This is a genomic window from Leisingera sp. CC-HEC096, from assembly GCF_059429235.1.
Genome location: NZ_JCAIJS010000006.1, coordinates 132,178 through 153,064 on the forward strand (window position 1 = coordinate 132,178; position 20,887 = coordinate 153,064).

A 20,887-nucleotide genomic window follows, 5' to 3' on the forward strand; every position below is an offset into this window, starting at 1 on the left:
ATCTCTCGCAGGGGCGGTTTGGGCGTCAGGCTAGGATGTCTGTGGGCCGGTGACCCGCAAATAAACCGGGGTCATAGGCCTGTTTTATTTCGTGAAATGCGTGCTGGACGTCGTTTTCCGTCCATTCCGGGCCGCTAACCCTTGGGAATTGCGGCGCATTCCAAAGCATGTGAACATGGCCCCGAAACCGCCAGCGGACTGCCTGATGAAGAATCTCCCCCACCTGACATTCCTGCGCTCGTTCGAGGCCGCCGCGCGCTATCTCAGCTTTACCTCGGCGGCGGATGAGTTGAACTGCACCCAGTCCGCGGTGTCCAACCACGTGCGCAGCCTTGAGGAATTCATCGGCCGGCCGCTGTTCGTGCGCCACCCGCGGTCGCTGTCGCTGACCGATGTGGGGGAGGCCTATCTGCCCTCGGTCCGCCATGCGCTGCAGGAAATCGACAGCGCCACACAGCTTTTGATTTCGCAAAGCCACAAGCGGGAGGTGGTGATCTCCTGCCCGGTCAGCCTGGCGGAGAAATGGCTGATCAACGTGATCGAGGAATTCACCAAGGCGCATCCGGATATCGATCTGACCATTCACAGCACCATCTGGGTGGACGTGGAGACCAAGGTCTCTGACATCTCGATCACCATCAACCATGTGGATGACGTGATGGGGCCCGCGGTGAAGCTGTGGGACGAAAAACTGGCGCTGGTCTGCGCGCCGGACTACCGGGTTGGCGGTGAGCCTCTGACCCGGCCGGAACAGCTGGCGGAGGCCAAGCTGATCCACATCCTGGGCCGCCCGGTCTATTGGGAGAAGATCGCCAAACATTATGGCTTGACCGGGATTGAGCATAAGGGCGGCTTGCAGACCAATTCCTCCAACATGGGGCTGGAATTTGCCGTCAACGCGATGGGGTGCGTGGTGCTGCCGAAGTCGCTGGTGCGGAGCCATGTGGTCAGTGGGCGGCTGGTGGAGCCTTTCGAGTTTGACCTCGACTGCCCCTGGACCTATTTCGCCACATTCAAGGACAAGGCGGCAACACCTTCGGTCAAGCATTTCAAGACCTGGCTGCTGACGGCTGCGGCAGAGATGGAGTTGTAGGGCCTTAACGCTGTTTGCCGCGGACATTGAAATTCTGTGGCCCTTGCCGTATATACGGGTATATATACATGAGGCCTGCCAATGATTGAGACCAAGATCAGGAAAGTCGGAAATTCTGCCGTCATCACGCTGACGACAGAGATGCTGACGATGCTGGACGCCAAGGAAGGCGACACGCTGTTTGTGGTGCGCGGCGATGACGGCAGCCTTAGGGTGATGGCGCATGATCCTTCGGTGGCCGAGGCGCTGGCCGCGGCTGAGATCGTGATGGATGAGAACCGCGACCTGCTTCAGGCCCTGGCGTGAGCAGCTATAAATGGGTGCCGCTGGCAGCCGTTACTGTCATTCATGACCGGCAGATTGCCCGCCATGGCGGCGCGGCGGGGATGCGTGACAGGGCGCTGCTGGAGATGGGCTGCGCCCGGGCGATGAACCTTGCGGCCTATGCGGATGCGGGTGTGGCAGAGGTTGCCGCGGCGTATGCGTTCGGGATCGCCAAGGCGCACGCCTTTGTCGATGGCAACAAGCGCACGGCCTTCGTGACCGCCGTTACCTTTCTGCGGCTGAACGGATACCAGTTCCGCCCGGAGCCGGTGGAGGGTGTGCGGATGATGGAGGACCTCGCCACCGGGGATGTGGACGAGCAGGCATTTGCGGAGTGGCTGACGGCAGGGATGCAGCCGATTTAATACTTCGGTCCCCTTGCACAAAAGACCCGCCCGGCTGCAAGCCGGGCAGCGCCCGTCCGCCCCCATGGGCGGGCGCTTCGCTTCCGCACGCGGACAGACACTGCCCTTCTCGATTCCATTCGGGCCGCCAATTGAGGCGGCCCGCTGACTGGTTGGGTGGATCTTAGGCCCGCAGGCGCGCGCCGGAGGGGTCGAAAGCCGCCGCTTCCAGAATGCGCGCCTTGTGCGGTTTGCCCAAAATGAAGACCTCGACCTCATCTCCCGGCTTGGCAACCGCCGGGTTGGCATATCCCAGCGCCAGCGACTTGCCGACCGAGTAGCCATAGGCTCCGGATGTCACCCGGCCCACCGGCTTGCCGTCCGGGGTGAAGATGGGCTCGCCGCCCGAGGCATCGGCGTCGTTCACCGCGTCGATCTCAAAGGCCGAGAGCACTTCGCGTGGGGTGTTGTCCTTGACCTTCAGATAGGCATCCTTGTTGAGGAAATCCTTGTCCAGCTTGATAAGACCGGCCAGACCAACCTCCTGCGGCCAGTATTCCTGGCTGTATTCGCGGCCCCAGGAGCCATAACCCTTCTCGATCCGCAGGGAGCCGAGCGCGCGGCCGCCAACCGGGCCGCCGCCGAACTCTGCGGCTGCCGCCAGCAGGGCGGAGTACAGCTTGACCTGATCGCTTTCGGCGCAGTGCAGTTCCCAGCCCAGATCGCCGGTGAAGGACACGCGGATCGCCAGGCATTCCACGCCGGCCACCTCGATGGTGCGCGAGCGCATGAAGCGGAAGTTTTCGTTCGACAGGTCCGCATTGGTCATCCGCTGCAGCATCTCGCGCGATTTGGGACCGGCCACGTTGAAGCCCGCGATGCGGTTGGTGGCGACCTCAAACGTGGTGCCTTCCGGCAGCTCCACCATGTTGAAGAAGCGCTGGTGATAGCGTTCCGCCATGCCGGAGCCGACCATCATGTATTCGTCATCCGCCACCTTGGTGATGGTGAAGTCACCAGCCACGCCGCCGCGCACCGAGATCAGCGGGGTGAGGCAGGAGCGGCCGACCTCGGTGGGCACCTTATTGGCGACCAGCTTGTCCAGCCACTCAAACGCGCCGGGGCCCTTGATCACGTAGTTTGCGAAGTTCGAGATGTCGATCACGCCGACGTTTTCCCGCAGCATGTTGACCTCGCGGCCCACCGGCTCCCACCAGTTCTGGCGGGTGAAGCTGTTGGTGTCCTGGGTGCCGGGCGTGCCGGAGAACCACAGGGGATGCTCCCAGCCGCAGTTGAGGCCAAAGACGCAGCCCATTTCCTTTTGCAGCTCATATGCCGGGCGCACACGGGCCGGGCGGCCGGCGCTGCGTTCCTCGTTCGGGAAGTGGATGGCGAAGCGGTGCGCGTACTGGTCCTCGACGCGGGCCTTGGTGAATTTCTTGTCGGCCCAGTCGCCGAAACGCGCCAGGTCCCAGGCGAACATGTCGTATTGCGGCTCGCCCTCGATCATCCACTGGGCTGCCAGCAGGCCGAGGCCGCCGGACTGGGAGAAGCCGGGAATGATGCCGGTGCAGCAGAAGTAGTTTTTCAGCTCCGGCACCGGGCCCCAGATGGCGTTGGAGTCGGGCGACCAGATCATTGGGCCGTTGATGACCCGCTTGACGCCTGCGGTCTCGGCGCAAGGCACACGTTCAGTGGCGCGGATCACGTTCTCCATGATCCGGTCCAGATCGTCGGGGAACAGTTCGTGCGCAAAGTCCAAGGGCGTGCCGTTTTCGGCCCAGAAGCGCATGTCCTTTTCATAGGCGCCGATCAGGAAGCCGTTGCCCTCCTGGCGGAAATAGTATTCGCCGTCGCGGTCGGCGATCGAGGGCAGGCGGCGGCCCAGCTTGGCAACCTCGTCGATGGATTCAGTGACGAAATACTGGTGCTCGGTCGGCTGCAAGGGCAGGGTGAGACCCGCCATCGCCGCCACCTCGCGGCCCCAGAGGCCGCCCGCGTTCACCACCCACTGGGTATGGATGTCGCCCTTTTCGGTCTTCACGATCCAGCTGCCGTCGGGCTGCTGTTCGGTGCCGATCACCGGGCAGAAACGTTCGATCTGGGCGCCCATGGCGCGGGCGCCGGCGGCATAGGCCATGGTCACGCCCGACGGGTCGACGTTGCCGCCGTCGGGTTCGAACATGATGCAGCGGATGTCGTCGAACTGCGCCAGCGGGTGCAGCTCCTTGGCCTGCTCGCGGCTGACCTCATGGAAGTTCAGGCCGTAGTATTTCGCCTTGGCCTCCTGCAGGCGCAGCTGATGCTCGCGCTCCTCGGTCTTGGCCAGATACAGGGAGCCCGGCTGGAACACGCCGCAGCCCTGGCCGGTTTCCTTCTCCAGCTCTTTATACAGGTTCATGGTGTAGTGCTGGATGCGGGTGACGTTGTTGTTGTCGTGCAGCCCGTGGATGTTGGCCGCTGCGTGCCAGGTGGAGCCCGCGGTCAGCTCGTCGCGTTCCAAGAGCACCACGTCCTTCCAACCGAGTTTCGCCAGGTGGTAGAGGATCGAGCAGCCGACCAGCCCGCCGCCGATGACAACTGCCTGTGCATGGGTTTTCATGCGTCATGTTCCCTTGCCTGCGCTTCTGGCACGGCGCGCCCTGCAGGCCGGGGCGGGCCGCTCAAATCCTTCCCGGGGACCCTAGCGGCGGAGGCAGGGGATGACCCGTGAAGAATTCAGACCCAATGGCCCCGGATTTGTTGGGTCATCGAAGCGATCTCTTCAGATACGGACCGCCCTGCCGAGAGGCCGGGCAGCGCCTGACCTTCCCCCTGGGAAGGCGCTTTCGCGCCCGCCCAAGGTCAGGCGCCGCCCTCAGCTCTGTTATTTACCCGGTGATCTCTTTCATCACGCCGAGGAACTTCGCCACTTCACCGATGCTGTTGTAATGGCACATGGAGACGCGCACGCAGCTGTCCATGCCCAAGGGCGTCAGGATGTTTCCTGAATAATGGTCCGCCTTGCGCAGATGGGTGCGGATGCCTTGTTCGTTCAGGCGCTTTACCACATCCACTGAGGGCACGCCCGCGACGGTCAGCGAGACCAGCCCCTCGCGCGCTGGGTTGTCCGCACCGCCCAGGATGGTGACGCCCTCCATCTCTGCCAGGCCGGGCAGGTTGCCGGTGCCATGGATCATCGCGTCGGTCAGTGTCTTTTCATGGGCATGGATTGCCTCGCCCGCGGCCACGAACTTGGCGCGCCTGTCGGTGGCATCGCTGACCTCGCCGCCGAGCCATTCCAGGTATCCCGCCACGTCGGACAGCGTCGCATAGCTGCCGGTGTCGCGGGTGCCCATTTCCCAGTTGTCCGCAGGCCCGTCAATCAGCGCGTTATGCGGCAGGGCGGTCAGCCGGTCCGAGATCCAAGCGAGGCCATAGCCGTGGCGCGAGAACATCTTGTAGGGCGAGATTACATAACCATCGACGCCGTAGGCGGTCAGGTCGATGCGGCCGTGGGCCGCGTGCTGGATACCATCGACGATGATATAGCACTCCGGCGCAACTTTGCGGATGGCGGCGGCGCAGGCAGTCAGATCGACGCCCATGCCAGTGACCGGAGAGGTATGGACGATGGTTGCCACAACCGTGTCCGGCGTGACTGCCTTGGCGTAAGCCTCCGCGGTGATTGTGCCGCTGGCGTCGTCGTGCGGGATCAGCACGTGTTTCTGCCGCGCCACCCCGGCCCAGCGGGCGCAGGCGGAGCGTGTCGCCGGGTGCTCCAGCGTCGAGCCTAGAACGGTGCCGCCTTCCGGGGTGCCGAGGCAGGCGTTCATGATCAGGCGGAACAGAAGCTCGGTGCCGCTTTCGCCAACGAAAAACTGGCCGCCGGGCGCGTTCATCATGACGCGCATGTCGTCCTTGGCTTTGGTGATCACCCGCACCAGCTCATGGCTGCCGGGATTGTCGCGGCCCTGGTTGTCGGGGATCGCGGCGTAACGGGCAGAGGTCTCCACCACCGAATTCAGCGTCAGCGCGCCGCCGGCGTTCTCGAAGAACACGCGCGGCCCCTGCTGGGGGCATTCGTCCACCTGGGCGAAATGGGCGCGGATCTGGTCAAGGAGGGCGTCATTGATTGGGGTCATGGCAAGTCCAACAGGAAGGCGTTTGATTTGCCGCCACAGTAGGGTGGATGCCGGGCCGGGGCATCCAAAAACTTCCGGGGCTTAGGGGCGGAAATTTCTTTGCGGGAAGACTCTTCGGGGTAGGCAAATTCAAGCCCCTAGGATCAGGAGAGTAACCGAAGGGCGGCGTTGACCCGCGGGGTGGCGCAATCGCGCCGCCCCATGGGGGCGGGTCGGCGCGGCCCGGCCTGCGGCCGGGCGGTGCATGACCGTAGGAGTGCTTTAAGTGATAAACCCCGAAAACGGTACCCGCAGCGCGGCCCGGTGGACCATCTCCGAAAGCGTGATGATGTCGAATACCGGCCGGTTAAGCTCTGCCTGCAACGCATGGGCATAGGGCGGCAGGTCGGTGCATTCCAGAACGATCGGCCCGATCCCGGGGTTGCGGGCGATCATGCCTTTGGCGGCGGCCAGCAGCTCCGCCTCCACCTTGGCCAGATCCATCGCCGTGCGCTCATTGCGCAGGATCACGGTGGAGAACTCTTCGGCATCATCCAGCCCCTGCACCACGATGGGCGTGTTCTCCGCGCCAACACCTTGCAGATGCGCCTCGGTCAGACTGCCGGCGGAGGCGGTGATCACCCCCACGGTGCGCCCGGTCATCTGATGCGCCAGCGGCACCTGGATCAGCGAGGAGACGAACACCGGCACATTCACCGCGGCTGCGATCTCCTTCTGAAAGATGGCGAGGAAGCCGCAGGAGCCGGTAATGGCCCGCACCCCCTTGGCCTCCAGCCTTTTGGCGGCCTCGATCAGCCGGTCCTTCATCTCGCCGGTAGGGTTGGCCAGCAGTTTCGGCACAGTAATCCCGTCCAGCATTTCATAGAGCGTGGTGAACTGCAGGCTGGAAGGGTTCTTGATATGGCCGGGCGGCTTGGGGAAGTAGCTCTCCAGCGCCAGAACGCCGATGGAGACGCCGCAGATGTTCTGCCCGCCGGGGTGGATGGTCATGCCTTGATCCTTTCGTAACGCCGCGCGCGGAACGGCGAGAGGTCTTCATTCACGGGAGTTTTGCTCACGATATCCGCCACCAGCCGCCCGGTTTTCGGGGCCATCATCAGGCCGTAATGGCTGTGGCCGAAGGCGGCGATCAGATCCGGGAACCCCTCGACCTCGCCGATGCAGGGAAGGCTGTCGGGCAGGCTAGGGCGCTGGCCGGACCAGGTGTCCATATCGTCCGCCCGCAGGTCCGGCAGCAGCGCCTTGGCCAGTTGTACCAGCCCGTCGAGCCGCTTTTGGTTCAGCGGCTGGTCTAGCCCGGCAAACTCGGCGGTGCCCGCCACCCGCAGCCCTTCCTCCATCGAGGAGGCCACGAATTTCATGTCCATATCCATGATCGAATTGTTGAGCGCGACGCCAGGGGAGCGGAAAGACACGTGATAGCCGCGTTCGGATTCCATCGGGATCCTGATGCCCAAGGGCTTCAGCAGCTCGCCGGACCAGACGCCCATCGCCAGCACCAGCTTGGGCGTCCACTCCCGGCCGGCCTCGGTGGTGTAGGTCCAGCCGCCGGTCTCTGACGGCAGGATGCCCCGCACGGTCCGGGTCAGGATCTCACCGCCCATCGCCTGGAACTTCTCCGCCAGAACAGTGCCGATCCGGCCCGGGGAGGTCGCCCGGGCCTGGCCCTTGATCAGGATTGCGGCCTGGAACTCCGGCGTCAGCGCCGGTTCCAGATCGCGCAGCTCCGCCGCGCCTATGCGTTCCATGTCGGCGCCGCGGTCGCCGCGCATCCGGTAATCCACCGAGTTCAGATCAGCGGCGTCCGCGTTGCGGAAGGCATGGACGTAAAAGCTGTCCTGCACCAGATCCTCATGCCCGGTGCCCGCCAGATGCTGACGGTAAAGCTCGACGCAGTTGCGGTTCAGCGTGTCCATCGCATCGGAGATCTGCTGGATCCGCCCCTCGCGCCCTTCTGACAGGAACCGCAGGCCCCAGGGCGCGACCTTGGGCAGGTAGGCGGGTTTCACCGTCACCGGCCCCAGCGGGTCCAGAAGCCAGCCCGGCACCTTCTTCCACAGGCCGGGCATGGATTGCGGCACCACCGACCAGGGGGAGATGATGCCGGCATTGCCGTAAGACGTCGCCTGGCCCGGCGCGTCGCGGTCGATGAGGCGGACCCGAAGGCCCCGCCCGGCCAGGGAGAGGGCCGAGCAGATGCCAACGATGCCGGCCCCCAGGACCGTCACATCGGGGGAGGCGGGGCCGCTCATTGCGCGGCCTCTGCCTGGAGCTTGCGCTGCTGGCCCAGCTGCTGCACCAGCACCGGCGCCATCACCACCAGGGCTGCGATGTCAGAACCGCCGGAGGGCGCCACCAGCAGCAGGCCGCCGATGGCCATCAGCAGCCGCCAGATGCCGCTGAGCGGGGCCAGGAAATAGGCCGAAACAGCGGTGGCGATGGCAAACACGCCAGCCGCGCAGGTCAGGGTGACCTGAGTGAAGCTCAGCAGTGTGAAATGCTCCGGCAGCACGATCAGCATGGTCGGCGCGTAGACAAACACCATCGGCACCATCAGCTTGCCCAGACCCAGGGTGAACGCGTTCAGACCGGTGCGGAACGGGTTGGAGCCCGCAATTCCTGCCGCCGCATAGGCCGAGGCGCAGACCGGCGGGGTGATCTCGGAAATCACACCGTAGTAGAGCACGAACATATGGGTGGCGAGCGGCGGCACGCCCAGCTGGCTGAGGGCAGGCGTCGCAACAGCCACCAGCATGATATAGAGCGCGGTGGTGGGCAGGCCGGCCCCCATCAGGATACAGGCCATGGCGATCAGCACCAGCGACAGGAACTGCTGGATCGACGGCTGGCTGAACGCCTCGATCGAGGTCCAGTCCAGGAACGGCGCAATGGCCGCCGCCATATCCGCCGCGCCGCCGGTGACCATGAAGCCGAGGCGGAAGCCGACGCCGGTGGTGTTGATCACACCGACCACGATGCCCACTGCGGCTGAGGCCGCGCCCACTGCCAGCGCGTATTGCACGCCGACGTGAAAGCTGTCGAACAGGTCGCGGAAGTTCTGCCGCTCGTTGCGGTGCAGGCAGCCGATCAGCGTCAGCGCCGCCAGCATCCCGGCCATGACGGGCGTGTAGCCTTCGCCTGAGTAGGGTGAGGCCTTCCAGAAGATGAACCCGAGCAAGGCCAGCTGGATAGCCATGGTCGCAGGCTTGTTGAAGGCACAGAAGCCGACCACCACGCACAGGCTGAGGCCGATAAAGGCCGCCATGTTCGGCGAATAGCCCGAGAACAGAACCAACAGAAGCGCGATCAGCGGGATGATGGTGTACCAGCCGTCCTTCCAGACCTGCAGGAACTTGGGCAGCTGATCCTTGGGATAGGCGGTGAGGCCCAGTTTCTTGGCGGTGAAATGCACGATCGAGATCACCCCGATATAGTGCATCATCGCGGGCACAATCGCCGCAATCACGATGGTGGTGTAGGGCACCTCCAGATACTCGGCCATCAGGAAGGACGCAGCCCCCATGATCGGCGGGGTGATCTGGCCGCCTGCCGAGGCCGCCGCCTCAACCCCGCCTGCGAAATGGCCGGGATAGCCCAGTTTCTTCATGTTGGGGATGGTGAGCGAGCCGGTAGAGACCGTGTTGGCAATCGACGAGCCGGAAATGGTGCCGAAGAAGGCGGATGAGACCACCGACACCTTGGCCGGACCGCCGGTGTAGCGGCCCGCCAGCAGCATGGCGTTGTCGACAAAGAACTGCCCCAGCCCCATCCGCTGCGCCACCACGCCGAACAGCACAAAGTGGAACACCACGGTGGAGACCACCCACAGCGTCACGCCGAATATGCCTTCGGACGGGAAATACATGTTGTTGACGAACTGCTGCCAGTTCACACCCGGATGCTTGAGGATCTGCGCGGGCATGTAGGGGCCGAACAGCGCATAGACCATGAACACCAGGATGATCAGCGGCAGCACAAAGCCGATGGTGCGCCGCGCGATCTCCAGCACCGTCAGGATCAGCACCGAGCCGAAGAACACGTCGAGGCTGGACGGGTTGCCCTGCCGCAGCGCCTGTTCGGCAATGTCAAAGCCGAACATGTCAAAGCCGCGCCAGCTGACCCAGAGGAACAGCGCCGCCGCCATGCTGAGGCCGGTGAGCGCCCAGTCATAGAGCGGCACATTGCCGGGGCGCAGCGGATTGGGCCCGCGCCAGTCCAGGCTGTGCGCGGTCCGGATCATCGGGAAGCCCACAAAGATGAACAGGAACAGGCCCGCCAGGTGAATGCCCATATGCACATGGTCCACCGGCGTGCCGAAGCCGGCCGTCCAAAGGTGATAGAGGGCAAAGGCGATGCTGGCCCAATAGATGACGCCAGTCAGCCTGGGGCCGTTGTTACGCGTGTTGAGGGCGGAGTCGTACTGCTTCTCCAGCTCCTCAAGCGCCTTGTTGTCGAGATGGGTGTCCAGGGACATCGGGGTCTCCAGTTCCGGGGCTTCACCGGCACGGTGCCGGGAAAGGGAAAGTGGCAGCAAGGATCTCCTTGCAGCAGGTGTTTAGGCTTCCCGGTAATTCTTTGAAACAGAGGGCCAGGTCGCGTCTTGACACTGAGGGCTGCGCCTGACCCTGGGTGGGCGTGAAGCGCCCTCCCGTGGGGAGGGTCGGGCGCTGCCCGGCGGTGCCGCCGGGCGATACCTTTTGTATTGAAATGCCGCGGTTAAACGTTACTTCAGCATGCCGATTTCGCGGTAGAAGCGCTCAGCACCCGGGTGCAGCGGCACGCCGATGCCCTCGACGCCATCCAGCGCGGTCTCGAGCGTGATCGCCTTGCCCTTGGGGTGGCCGTTGTCCAAGAGCTTGCGGGCGGTGTCAGACCACATCGCCTTGGTGATCTCATAGATCAGGTCTTCATCCATGTTGGCGTTGGTGACCAGCATGCCGGAGACCGCCACGGTGTTCACGTCATAGTCCACACCCGGATAGGTGCCTGCCGGAATGGTCGAGGGGATGTAGTAAGGCACGGTGGTGTTGGCCATCTTGACCTCTTCCGCCGACCAGTTGTGCAGCTCCATGCCCTTGGTGTTGTCGAGCTGGATCATCGCCGCGACGGGCGTGCCCGCGGCATAGAAATAGGCGTCCAGCTGGCCGTCGGCGATGCGCTCGGCGGACTGGGCGTTGTTCAGCTCAGCCTCGTCGATGTTATCGCGGTTGACGCCGTGGTCGTTCAGGATCAGCTCCACCGCGATCTGGGTGCCGGAGCCCGCCTGCGCGATGCCCACGCGCTTGCCCTTCAGCTCCGCAAGGCTCTCCAGCTTGTGGCCCTCGGGCAGCACCAGGTGCAGGTCCTCCGGGAACAGGTTGGCAATCACCCGCAGGTCGGGCTTGGCGTTGCCTTCGAACTTGCCCTTGCCGTGATAGGCGAAATGCAGGGTTGCGGCGCCGGACAGGCCCGCTTCCATCTGGCCCGCCTGAATGGCGTTCACGTTATGGGCCGAGGCGTTGGTCGACTGCGCCATCGCCACCAGACCCGGCACGCCGCAGTTGCCCCCCTCGTCGCAGGAACGAGAGCCCGGCGGGTTGGAAATCGCATTGGCGATGATGCCGCCGATCGGGAAATAGGTGCCGCCCGCGCCGCCGGTGCCGATGCGGAAAAAGGTCATGTCCTGCGCCACCGCGGCGCCGGTCAGCATGGTGCAGGCCAGCGCGGCCCCGGTCAGTTTCTTGAAAATTCCCATTGTCTCTTCCCTTGGTTTTTGGCTGCGGCTTTGCCCGGCAGCTCTCTCCTCCGATTTTTGCATCATGATTAAGGAAACTCATAAGTACAAATTTAAAATTATACTGTATGCATAGATCAGATTTATGATTGCTTTGCGCTAAGGGGCCGGAACATGAACTCTCACCAGCTTGCGGTCTTTCACGAGGTGATGAAGACCGGATCGGTCAGCCAGGCGGCGCGCAACCTGCACCGCACCCAGCCAGCCATCAGCGCCGCCATCAAGACGCTGGAGGAGGAGCTGGGCCTGACCCTGTTCCTGCGCGAGGGCCGCCGCCTGGTGCCGGTGCCCGAGGCACAGTATCTGATGGAGGAGGCGACCGAGATCCTGTCGCGGATGGAAACCGCGCAGCAGAACCTGGCCAATATGCGCGACCGGGTGCAGGGCTCCATCCGCATCGTGGCGATGCCGGGGCCATCGACCTTTCTGCTGCCGGAGTTCATCAGCCGTTTCGTGGAAGGCAAGCCCGAGGTGCGGGTGACGCTGGCCACCCGGTCGTCGCCGCAGGTGCGCAGCCTGGTGGCGGCCAGCAGCTTTGACATCGGGTTCTGCGACATGACCCGGTTCCGCGGCGATCGCAAGCTGTACACGGCCGAGGAGCTGCCCAGCAACTGCCTGTGTGCGGTGCCGGCCAGCCACCCGCTGGCGGACCGCGCGGTGATCACGGCGGCCGATCTGAACGGCCTGCCGATGGGCGCGCTGCAGCCGGATCACAATACCTATCAGGCCACCTCGCAGGTGTTTCTGGCCGCAGGCGCCGAGTTCAACCTGCGCTATGACGCGCAGTATTTCCTGCCGCTGTTCCACTTCATCGCCGCGGGCCAGGCCTGTGCCGTGGTCGATGTGCTCAGCGCCGAAAGCTACCTCCGCAGCAACGCGGGGGCGCAGCGGATCCGTTTCCTGCCGTTTGAGCCGCAGATCCCCTTTGGCTACTCGATCCTGACCCCCAGCGAGCGGCCGCTGTCGCAGCTGGCCGCCAGTTTTGCCGGGGCCTGGCGGGAATATGTGACGGAAATCCTGGCGGACGCTGCTGAAGGCAGCACCTAAAAGCCCCAAAAGCTCAACCGGTTATATCAAGCCGCTAAGCGTCCGTCCGGGTGAGCGCGCGAACGCGCCCGCCATGGGGCGGGCGGACGCGTGCCTGCCGCTTGCGCGACAGGTGAAGCGGTTTTCGAAGTTTAGTCTTCACATCTATCTACAGAATTGTATACAGTTTGGAGCGCGAATCCCGGGCCTCTCCCCGGGGCAGGTTTCATGCAACCTTTGGGAGGACCCATGACAAATACAGTAAACGGCGCCGAGGCGATGGTGCGCTCCTTGGAGGCGCATGGTGTCACCCATATCTTTGGCCTGTGCGGCGACACCACGCTGCCGTTCTACGATGCGATGAACCGGCTGGAACATGGCATCACCCATGTGCTGACCCGAGACGAGCGCAGTGCGGCTTACATGGCCGACGGTTTTTCCCGCGTGACCGGGCGGGTGGGGGTGTGCGAAGGCCCGTCCGGGGGCGGCGCCACCTACATCCTGCCGGGGCTCATTGAGGCCAACGAAAGCTCCTATGCGGTGCTGGCGATCACCACCGACATTTCCGTCGGCTCTTATGGGAAATACCCGCTGACCGAGGTGAATCAGGAGGTCCTGATGGGACCGCTGACCAAATTCAACACGGTGATCAAACGCGCAGACCACATCCCGCGCATGGTGCGCCAGGCGTTCCGGGCGATGACCACCGGCCGTTCCGGCTCGGCGCATCTGGGGCTGCCCTATGACATCCAGTATGACGTCGTGCCGGCCGATGACATCTGGGGCGATCCCAAGCACCAGAGCTATCCGGCCTACCGCGCGGCGCCGGAACCTGGCGCCGCCGAGGCCGCGGTTGAGGCGATCCTCACCGCCAAGTCGCCGCTGATCGTCTGCGGCGGCGGCGTGGTGATTTCCGGCGCGATGGAGGAACTGGGGCGGCTTGCCTCCCGGCTCGATATCGCTGTGGGCACCTCGATCTCCGGCAAGGGGTCGCTGGCCGACACCCACCCGCAGTCGCTTGGGGTGGTCGGCTCCAACGGCGGCACCAATGAGACCTGGGAGATGATGGAGGGTGCCGATTTGGTGATCTTCATGGGCTGCCGCGCCGGGTCCACAACCACCTCGCGCTGGGAAGCGCCGAAGCCCGGCTGCCGCATTGTGCATATTGACAGCGACCCGATGGTGATCGGTGCCAATTATCCGGCCGAGGTGGGCGTGGTCGCCGACCTGAAACTGGCGCTGGCGGCAATGAATGCGTACCTGGACGGGCGCGGGGGCGAATTGCCGTCCTTCGGCGCTGCTGCCAAAATCGCCGATATCAAGCGGCGCAAGTTCGCCAAGTTCGAGGAACTGGCAAACAGCAAGACCGATCAGGTCCTGCCGGAGCAGATCATTCATGCGCTGAACCGGAACCTGCCCGGCGACGCCATCGTGGTCTCCGACCCCGGCACCAGCTGCCCCTATTACAACGCCTATTCGCAGCAGAAACACCCGGGCCGCCAGTATATCACCAACCGTGCGCACGGCGCGCTGGGGTATGCGCTGTCGGCCTCGCTGGGCGCCTGGTTCGGGCGCCCGTCCAGCAAGGTGGTGGGGATGATGGGCGACGGCTCCTTCAACTTCACCTGCGGCGAGCTTGAGACCGTGGTGCGCTGCAACGCGCCGATCACCTATGTGGTGTTCTCCAACGCGAATTTCGGCTGGATCAAGGCGAGCCAGCGGGACGACTGCGGCAAGCGCTACTATAATGTGGACTTCAACCGCACAAACCACGCGGCGGTGGCTGAGGCCTTTGGGGTCAAGACCTGGCGGGTTGAAAAGCCGGAGGAGCTGGAGCCAGCCATCCAGGAAGCTTTTGCCCATGACGGTCCGACCCTGATCGACGTGGTTTGTCAGGCCCTGGAAGAATCCGCCGCGCCGGTGCGCCGCTGGATGGGGTAAATACTCTCTATACTGTACTGCCCGGCGGCACCGCCGGGCAGCGCCCGTCCGCCCCCATGGGCGGGCGCTTCGCTTCCGCCCGCGGACGGGTGCTGCCCTCAGCATTTGTTCTCATGCGTCATTGATTTCCTTTCTTGTTTTTGCCGGTTATCAATCCTGAAACCCCAGTTTCAGGAGAGGCGCCCCATGGACAAACCAACCGCACCCAAGGCCGGAGCCATGCTGCATTTGCGCGGCAACACGCTGTCCGAGGGCGACCCGGTGGCGCTGCCGCTGACCCACAGCTCGATGTACCACCTGCCGGGCGACTGGAGCGGCGGCCCCAGCTATGGCCGCGCCGACAACGCCACCTGGGAGCATCTGGAGCACGTTCTGGGCTACTTGGAAGATGCCCCGGTGCTGGCCTACCCCTCCGGCATGGCGGCGATCTCGGCGTCGCTGTTTGCCACGGTCGAGGCAGGCTCCCGCATCCTGATCCCGTCGGATGGCTACTACGTGACCCGCCGCCTCAGCGAACGCTTTCTGCAGAACCTCGGCGTTGAAGTCGAGCAGCGCCCCACTGCCAGCTTTGCCGCGGGCGGCTTTGAGGGTTTTGACGTTGTTTTTGCGGAAACCCCGTCCAACCCCGGTCTCGACCTCTGCGATCTGCGCGCGATTGCGGACGCGGTTCATGCGGCAGGCGGGCTGCTGATTGTCGATAATACCACCATGACCCCGCTGGGCCAGCGCCCGCTGGAGCTGGGCGCGGATGTGGTGGTGGCCTCCGACACCAAGGCGCCGGGCGGGCATTCGGACGTGCTGATGGGGCATCTGGCCACCCGCAGCGCGGATGTGCTGCAGGCGGCGCGGGAATGGCGCCAGTTCGGCGGCGGCATCCCCGGCCCGCAGGAGGCATGGCTGGCGCACCGGGGGCTGGAAACCCTGGAGGTGCGCTTTGACCGGATGTGCAGCACCGCTGAGGTGCTGGCCGAACGGCTGGCCGCGCATCCACTGGTGCAGGCGATCCGCTTTCCGGGGTTGAAGTCCGACCCCTCGCATGATCTCGCCAAGCAGCAGATGGCGCGGTTCGGCTTCCTGATCTCGATCACGCTGGACAGCGCGGAGCAGGCTGATGCCTTCATCAACGGCTGCCCGCTGATCCGCTCGGCCACTTCCTTTGGCGGGGTGCATACCTCGGCGGAGCGCCGCGCCCGCTGGGGCGATGCTGTGGCACCGGGTTTCGTGCGGATTTCGGTTGGCACCGAACCGGCGGAGGAGCTGTGGAGCGCGATGGCGGCCTCGCTTGAGGCGCTGCAAGACTAGGGCGCCCGCGTTTTCCGCCGCTGTCCCCGTGGGGACAAGCAGGGAAAACAGACTCAGGTCAGCGTCTGATAGAGCGAGGTGAGCCAGGCGGCGACGGCCTTTACCTCCTCCCGCTGGCCCGCGCGGTCGTTGATCACCATGTAGTGCGAGCGGCGTTTCGGGAGCTTGTATGCGGTGGGGGCGATAACCAGCCCGCGCTCCAGATATTGCCCGGCAAAGCTTTCCAGCACCATCGTCACCCCGTGGCCTGCAGCGACCGTCTGCAGCGCCAGCAGCGAGGAGTCGGCCTTGAGCCAGTCGGTGGTCACCTGCAGGGTCAGCCCATGCAGATCGGCCAGGCGGCCCCAGTCGGTTTCCGAGCCGATGATCTGCACCACGTCGGCGCGTGCCAGATCTTCGATGGATGGGCTGCCGCCGAGCGCCCCGGCATAGGCGGGGCTGCACACCGGAATGGCGTTTTCGTGGCCCAGATGCAGGATCTGCGCCTCCTGCCAGTCGCCGGATCCGTAGCGGATGTCGATGTCCAGCGCCTCCTCGTCGAAGCGGCTGGCCCAGACAGTGGTGGAGAGCTGCACGAAGATGTCCGGGTGTTCGGCCTGCAACCGGGCCAGCTGCGGTGCGATCACCAGGGCGGCGCAGGAGATCGTCGCGCGCAGCCGCACCACGCGCTTGCGCTTGCTGCTGAACAGGCCGGTGGTGGCGCGCTGCATATCATCAAATGATTTGCGGATCGGCTGGGCATAGGCCTGGCCGGTGTCGGTCAGCGCCACGCCGCGGGGCAGGCGTTTGAACAGCTGGGTGTTCAGGTGTTTCTCCAGCAGCCGGATCTGCTGGCTGATGGCGGCGGGGGTCAGGCCCAACTCCTCTGCCGCGGCAGAGAAACTGTTGAGCCGCGCGGCGGCCTCGAAGGCCTTGAGCCAGGTGACATGGGGCAGATCGGTCATGGTTACCTTTAAGCATAGTTAGGCCTAAGGGGCAAAACGCATTGTTTGATTTATGTCTGGGGCGCTGTGCAAGGTCGCGGGAAATCAACGGGCTTGGCACGTCATGGCGCAAACATTTGACTTCATTATCGTGGGCGCCGGGTCGGCGGGCTGTGTGCTGGCAGATAAGCTGACGGCCAGCGGCCGGTATAAGGTGCTGCTGATCGAGGCCGGGGGCACCGACCGGCGGTTCTGGATCAAAATCCCGGTGGGCTATGGCTTTACCTTCTCGGACCCCAAGGTGAACTGGCGCTATTCGGCGGCGGCGGATCCGGGGCTGAACGGACGCGAGGCCTATTGGCCGCGGGGCAAGGTTCTGGGCGGGTCGAGCTCGATCAACGCGATGGCCTATGTGCGTGGGCTGCCGCATGATTTCGACGATTGGGAGGCCGCAGGCGCTACAGGCTGGGGCTGGGACACTGTCCGCCGCAGCTATGAGGCGCTGGAGAGCCACGACGAATGGCACGAAGGCCGCCGCCGGCTGCGCGGCAACGGGCCGGTGCGGGTCACGGACCTGAGCGAGCGGATGCATCCCTTTGCCAGGAACTTCCTGGCTGCGGGGCAGGAGATGGGCTGGCCGTTCCTGCCGGATATGAATGCGGCTGCTGATGCCGGTGCCAATACGCTGCCAAGCGAAGGGATGGGCTATGTCCGCAGCACGGTGAAGGACGGGCGGCGCTGGTCCTCGGCGGATGCGTTCCTGCGGCCTGCGATGCGGCGCGGCAATCTGACTGTGGTGAGCGGCGCGCTGGTGGAGAAGGTGATGACCGCGGGCAGGCGCGCCACCGGGGTGGCCTACCGGGTGAAGGGCCTGCCGGAGATGGCGCTGGCAGCGCGGGAGGTGATCCTGAGCGCGGGTGCCGTGAACTCGCCGCAGCTCTTGCAGCTATCGGGGATCGGCCCAAAAGCTCTGCTGAAGCGGCATGGGATCGCTGTGAAACATGACCTGCCGCAGGTGGGGCGGGGGCTGCAGGATCATCTGGCGGTGTCGCATTTCTTCGGGGCCAATACCGCCACCCTGAACGACCGGCTGGGCAGCCTTGCCGGTCAGATGAAGGCCGGGCTGCAATATGTGCTGACCCGCAACGGACCGCTGAGCGTTCCGGTCAACCAGTGCAGCGGTTTTGTCCGCACCGAAGGTGCGGCGCTGCCGGATGTGCAGGTCTATTGCAACCCGGCGTCTTATTCGACGTGTCCCTCGGGCAAACCGCAGATTGACCGGGACAACGGGTTCCTGTTGTGCGTGCAGCCAGGCCGGCCCACCAGCCGGGGGCAGATCAGCATCCAGTCCGCCGACCCGGCGCAGCCGCCGCGGATCGAGCCGAATTCTCTGTCGACCGAAGAAGATAAAGCGACAGCAGTCCGCGCGAGCCGGCTGCTGCAGGCGCTGGCGGCGGCACCGGCCATCAAGCGCGTCACGCGGGAGCGGCGGGCGCCGGACATTCTGGACATGGACGATAAGGCGCTGCTGGAGAACTTCCGCGAACGCGCGGGCTCGGTGTTTCATGCCTCCTGCACCTGCCGGATGGGCAATGATGCGGCCGGCTCCGTTCTGGATGCGCGGCTGCGGGTGCATGGGGTGGCGGGCCTGCGGGTGATTGACGCCTCGGCCTTTCCGAACGTCACCTCCGGCAACACCAATGCGCCCACCATGATGCTGGCCGCGCGTGGCGCGGAGCTGGTGCTGGAAGACAGTGAAAACACGCCCTTGGCGGCGGAATGAGAGGGAAACGCGCATGAAACTCGACACCATCGAAACCTTTGTGTTCGGCAACCCGCCGCCGCGCCATGGCGGGCGCTATTTCATCTTTGTGCGCCTTACCACCGCTTGCGGCATCACCGGGGTGGGGGAGATCTATAACGCGACCTTCGGGCCGGATCTTTGCTGCGCGATGGCCGAGGAGATGTTTGCCCGCCAGTTCGCGGGCTGCGATCCGCATCATATCGAAAAGCTGTGGCGCAAGTCCTATGGCGCGGGCTACACGATGCGGCCCGACGTGACGGTGATGGGGGTGCTGAGCGGGCTGGAGATGGCCTGCTGGGATATCATCGGCAAGGCGGCGGGCAAGCCGGTGTATGAGCTGATGGGCGGCCAGGTGCATGACCGGCTGCGCAGCTATACCTATCTATACCCGCCGGAGGGGGATGTGTATCCGGACCCGGACACGCCGAATGTCTATAACGACCCTGATATCGCCGCCGAGGTTGCCTTGCAGCGGGTGAACGAGGGATTCACGGCGGTGAAATTTGACCCGGCCGGGCCTTATACGATCTACGACGGCCACCAGCCGCGGATGGAGGACCTGGAGCGCAGCGAGCTGTTCGTCAAACGCATCCGCGAGGCGGTTGGCACCCGCGCGGACCTGCTGTTCGGCACCCACGGGCAGTTTACCGTTTCGGGCGCCAAGCGGATGGCGCGGCGGCTGGAACCTTATGAACCGCTGTGGTTCGAAGAACCGGTGCCGCCGGAGAACCCTGTCGATATGGCCGAAGTGGCACGCTTCACCTCGGTGCCGGTTTCTACCGGCGAGCGGCTCTGCACCAAGCATGAGTTCGCCCGGGTGCTGGAGGCCGGCGCGGCCTCGATCCTGCAGATGGATCTGGGCCGGGTCGGGGGGCTGCTGGAAGCCAAGAAGATCGCCAGCATGGCGGAAACCCGGCAAGCGCAGATCGCGCCGCATCTTTACTGCGGGCCGGTGGTGGCGGCGGCGAATATCCAGATCTCCGTCTGCAGCCCGAATTTCCTGATCCTGGAGTCGATTGGCCGGTTTGAAGGGCCGTATATCTCCTGCCTCAAGTCCTCGATCACCTGGGAGGAGGGCTATGTGATCCCATCCTGCGAGCCGGGCCTGGGGGTGGAGCTGGATGACGAGGCGATTGCCGCCAGCCCGTACACCGGCAGCGCGCTGCATCTGGAGCTGGCGCAGGCGCCGGTGGTCCCGTAGCGTCAGGCGCTACTTAGGCGGTGCCGTGGATTTGCGCAGGACCAGTGTAGACTCCAGCATGGCGGGGTCCGGTCTGGTCTGGGTCTCCACCCACTGAGCGATGGCATCCGCCGCCGCCGTCCCCATGCGGGCGACGGGCAGGTGGACGGTGGTCAGCTCCGGGTGGATGTGGGCAGAGCCGGGCAGGTCGTCGAGGCCCATGACCGAGATATCCGCCGGCACGGACACCCCTTGCCGGTGCAGCTCTGCCAGGACGCCGGAGGCCAGCACGTCGGACAGGCACAGAATGGCGGTCGGCTGCTGCGTCTGTTGCAGGATATCGCGGGCGGCGGTGCAGCCGCCGGCGATGGAAATCTCCGTCTCGAACAGCTGCAGCGCAGCGCCGGAGCCATTCAGCCCGTTCAACCGCGCCTGGGTTCGGTCGTTGTTGGCGCGGGGGCCATGCACCACGGCAATCCGGCGGTGGCCCAGGCCGGTCAGATGCTCCAGCGCCAGCGCCGCGGCGGCGGCGTTGTCATAGCCGATGGTGGGCAGGGTATAATCCGGATCGTAAAAGGAGGTGGCGATCGCCGGGCGCTGGCTGCGCTCCAGCAGGTCATAGAGCGCGGGGTCATGAGTGATGCCTGAAACAATCAGCCCCTCGGCGCCGATGTCGATCAGGGTCTTGGCCTTTTCCGCCTCTGTCTGAGGGTTGCTGTCGGTGGTGGCCACCACCAGCGACAGCCGGTGAGTGCCGAGCTGGTGTTCCAGCTTGGACAGGAAGCGGGCAAAGATCGCGTTGTCGAGCGTCGGCACCAGCGCGCCAACGAACTGAGTGCGCCCGGTATTGATCGCCCGCGCCGCAGCGCTTGGCACCCAGCGCAGGCTGGTCATCGCCTCCTCGACCCGTTTGCGGGTCTTTTCGGCCACCGTTTCAGGCGCGTTCATCACCCTTGAGACCGTCGCCACCGATACCCCGGCCGCACTGGCAACGTCCCGTAAATTTGCGCGCTTCTGGCCTGGTGTCTTGCTCATCCCGTCTCTGCCTTTGCT

At 64.7% G+C, this 20,887-nt stretch carries 16 protein-coding genes; 8 read left to right on the forward strand and 8 right to left on the reverse strand.

Annotated features, from left to right (window positions below):
- The first annotated feature begins 205 nt into the window (after positions 1-205).
- The 3 genes from AC5STI_RS20985 to AC5STI_RS20995 all read left to right on the forward strand — a co-directional run bounded on the left by AC5STI_RS20985 (position 206) and on the right by AC5STI_RS20995 (position 1,782).
- Positions 206-1,093 (forward strand): LysR substrate-binding domain-containing protein, encoded by an 888-nt coding sequence (locus AC5STI_RS20985; RefSeq protein ID WP_495448197.1) that lies wholly within the window; start codon positions 206-208, stop codon positions 1,091-1,093.
- Between the two features lie 81 nt (positions 1,094-1,174).
- Positions 1,175-1,399 (forward strand): AbrB/MazE/SpoVT family DNA-binding domain-containing protein, encoded by a 225-nt coding sequence (locus AC5STI_RS20990; protein WP_024092785.1) that lies wholly within the window; start codon positions 1,175-1,177, stop codon positions 1,397-1,399.
- The gene (locus AC5STI_RS20995; protein WP_495448198.1) at positions 1,396-1,782 is read left to right on the forward strand and encodes a type II toxin-antitoxin system death-on-curing family toxin; all 387 of its coding nucleotides are present in this window, start codon (positions 1,396-1,398) and stop codon (positions 1,780-1,782) included. The genes AC5STI_RS20990 and AC5STI_RS20995 overlap by 4 nt, the downstream gene beginning before the upstream one ends.
- A 163-nt stretch (positions 1,783-1,945) precedes the next feature.
- Here the strand turns inward: AC5STI_RS20995 and AC5STI_RS21000 are convergent, their stop codons facing one another.
- The 6 genes from AC5STI_RS21000 to AC5STI_RS21025 all read right to left on the reverse strand — a co-directional run bounded on the left by AC5STI_RS21000 (position 1,946) and on the right by AC5STI_RS21025 (position 11,619).
- Complete coding sequence (locus tag AC5STI_RS21000) at positions 1,946-4,363, reverse strand: GcvT family protein (RefSeq protein WP_495448199.1); 2,418 nt, start codon at positions 4,361-4,363, stop codon at positions 1,946-1,948.
- A gap of 268 nt (positions 4,364-4,631) precedes the next feature.
- Positions 4,632-5,885 (reverse strand): aminotransferase class V-fold PLP-dependent enzyme, encoded by a 1,254-nt coding sequence (locus AC5STI_RS21005; protein WP_495448200.1) that lies wholly within the window; start codon positions 5,883-5,885, stop codon positions 4,632-4,634.
- Positions 5,886-6,146: 261 nt separating this feature from the next.
- Positions 6,147-6,875: an aspartate/glutamate racemase family protein gene (locus AC5STI_RS21010; protein WP_495448201.1), complete on the reverse strand. Its 729-nt coding sequence runs from the start codon at positions 6,873-6,875 to the stop codon at positions 6,147-6,149.
- Positions 6,872-8,137, reverse strand: coding sequence for an NAD(P)/FAD-dependent oxidoreductase (locus AC5STI_RS21015; RefSeq protein ID WP_495448202.1), 1,266 nt, complete (start codon positions 8,135-8,137; stop codon positions 6,872-6,874). The genes AC5STI_RS21010 and AC5STI_RS21015 overlap by 4 nt, the downstream gene beginning before the upstream one ends.
- A complete protein-coding gene (locus tag AC5STI_RS21020; RefSeq protein WP_495448203.1) occupies positions 8,134-10,359 on the reverse strand; it encodes a TRAP transporter permease in 2,226 nt (741 codons plus the stop codon). Before AC5STI_RS21020 ends, AC5STI_RS21015 begins: the two co-directional genes overlap by 4 nt.
- Before the next feature lie 249 nt (positions 10,360-10,608).
- Positions 10,609-11,619 (reverse strand): TAXI family TRAP transporter solute-binding subunit, encoded by a 1,011-nt coding sequence (locus tag AC5STI_RS21025; RefSeq protein ID WP_495448204.1) that lies wholly within the window; start codon positions 11,617-11,619, stop codon positions 10,609-10,611.
- 153 nt (positions 11,620-11,772) lie between these two features.
- Here AC5STI_RS21025 and AC5STI_RS21030 point away from each other — a divergent pair, with 153 nt between their 5' ends.
- The 3 genes from AC5STI_RS21030 (at position 11,773) to AC5STI_RS21040 (ending at position 15,927) form a co-directional block, all read left to right on the forward strand.
- Positions 11,773-12,705 (forward strand): LysR family transcriptional regulator, encoded by a 933-nt coding sequence (locus tag AC5STI_RS21030; protein WP_495448205.1) that lies wholly within the window; start codon positions 11,773-11,775, stop codon positions 12,703-12,705.
- 228 nt (positions 12,706-12,933) lie between these two features.
- The gene (locus AC5STI_RS21035; protein WP_495448206.1) at positions 12,934-14,625 is read left to right on the forward strand and encodes a thiamine pyrophosphate-binding protein; all 1,692 of its coding nucleotides are present in this window, start codon (positions 12,934-12,936) and stop codon (positions 14,623-14,625) included.
- A gap of 186 nt (positions 14,626-14,811) precedes the next feature.
- The gene (locus AC5STI_RS21040) at positions 14,812-15,927 is read left to right on the forward strand and encodes a cystathionine gamma-lyase (protein WP_495448207.1); all 1,116 of its coding nucleotides are present in this window, start codon (positions 14,812-14,814) and stop codon (positions 15,925-15,927) included.
- Positions 15,928-15,980: 53 nt separating this feature from the next.
- Here the strand turns inward: AC5STI_RS21040 and AC5STI_RS21045 are convergent, their stop codons facing one another.
- Positions 15,981-16,871, reverse strand: coding sequence for a LysR substrate-binding domain-containing protein (locus AC5STI_RS21045; protein WP_495448208.1), 891 nt, complete (start codon positions 16,869-16,871; stop codon positions 15,981-15,983).
- Positions 16,872-16,974: 103 nt separating this feature from the next.
- On the opposite strand from AC5STI_RS21045, the gene AC5STI_RS21050 reads away from it, so the two are divergent.
- Both AC5STI_RS21050 and AC5STI_RS21055 read left to right on the forward strand, forming a co-directional pair.
- Positions 16,975-18,633: a GMC family oxidoreductase gene (locus tag AC5STI_RS21050; RefSeq protein WP_495448209.1), complete on the forward strand. Its 1,659-nt coding sequence runs from the start codon at positions 16,975-16,977 to the stop codon at positions 18,631-18,633.
- A gap of 13 nt (positions 18,634-18,646) precedes the next feature.
- On the forward strand, positions 18,647-19,855 hold the full coding sequence (locus AC5STI_RS21055; protein WP_495448210.1) for a mandelate racemase/muconate lactonizing enzyme family protein: 1,209 nt from the start codon (positions 18,647-18,649) through the stop codon (positions 19,853-19,855).
- A gap of 9 nt (positions 19,856-19,864) precedes the next feature.
- On the opposite strand, the gene AC5STI_RS21060 is transcribed toward AC5STI_RS21055, so the two are convergent.
- Positions 19,865-20,869, reverse strand: coding sequence for a LacI family DNA-binding transcriptional regulator (locus tag AC5STI_RS21060; protein WP_495448211.1), 1,005 nt, complete (start codon positions 20,867-20,869; stop codon positions 19,865-19,867).
- Between the last annotated feature and the right edge of the window lie 18 nt (positions 20,870-20,887).

Bases quoted from the DNA above. Each gene is read 5' to 3' on its own strand.
- AC5STI_RS21010 (WP_495448201.1), bottom strand. From the start codon at position 6,875: ATGACCATCCACCCCGGCGGGCAGAACATCTGCGGCGTCTCCATCGGC.
- AC5STI_RS21030 (WP_495448205.1), top strand. From the start codon at position 11,773: ATGAACTCTCACCAGCTTGCGGTCTTTCACGAGGTGATGAAGACCGGA.
- AC5STI_RS21000 (WP_495448199.1), bottom strand. From the start codon at position 4,363: ATGAAAACCCATGCACAGGCAGTTGTCATCGGCGGCGGGCTGGTCGGC.
- AC5STI_RS21045 (WP_495448208.1), bottom strand. From the start codon at position 16,871: ATGACCGATCTGCCCCATGTCACCTGGCTCAAGGCCTTCGAGGCCGCC.
- AC5STI_RS21040 (WP_495448207.1), top strand. From the start codon at position 14,812: ATGGACAAACCAACCGCACCCAAGGCCGGAGCCATGCTGCATTTGCGC.
- AC5STI_RS21055 (WP_495448210.1), top strand. From the start codon at position 18,647: ATGAAACTCGACACCATCGAAACCTTTGTGTTCGGCAACCCGCCGCCG.
- AC5STI_RS21005 (WP_495448200.1), bottom strand. From the start codon at position 5,885: ATGACCCCAATCAATGACGCCCTCCTTGACCAGATCCGCGCCCATTTC.
- AC5STI_RS21050 (WP_495448209.1), top strand. From the start codon at position 16,975: ATGGCGCAAACATTTGACTTCATTATCGTGGGCGCCGGGTCGGCGGGC.
- AC5STI_RS21015 (WP_495448202.1), bottom strand. From the start codon at position 8,137: ATGAGCGGCCCCGCCTCCCCCGATGTGACGGTCCTGGGGGCCGGCATC.
- AC5STI_RS21025 (WP_495448204.1), bottom strand. From the start codon at position 11,619: ATGGGAATTTTCAAGAAACTGACCGGGGCCGCGCTGGCCTGCACCATG.
- AC5STI_RS20990 (WP_024092785.1), top strand. From the start codon at position 1,175: ATGATTGAGACCAAGATCAGGAAAGTCGGAAATTCTGCCGTCATCACG.
- AC5STI_RS21035 (WP_495448206.1), top strand. From the start codon at position 12,934: ATGACAAATACAGTAAACGGCGCCGAGGCGATGGTGCGCTCCTTGGAG.
- AC5STI_RS21060 (WP_495448211.1), bottom strand. From the start codon at position 20,869: ATGAGCAAGACACCAGGCCAGAAGCGCGCAAATTTACGGGACGTTGCC.
- AC5STI_RS21020 (WP_495448203.1), bottom strand. From the start codon at position 10,359: ATGTCCCTGGACACCCATCTCGACAACAAGGCGCTTGAGGAGCTGGAG.
- AC5STI_RS20985 (WP_495448197.1), top strand. From the start codon at position 206: ATGAAGAATCTCCCCCACCTGACATTCCTGCGCTCGTTCGAGGCCGCC.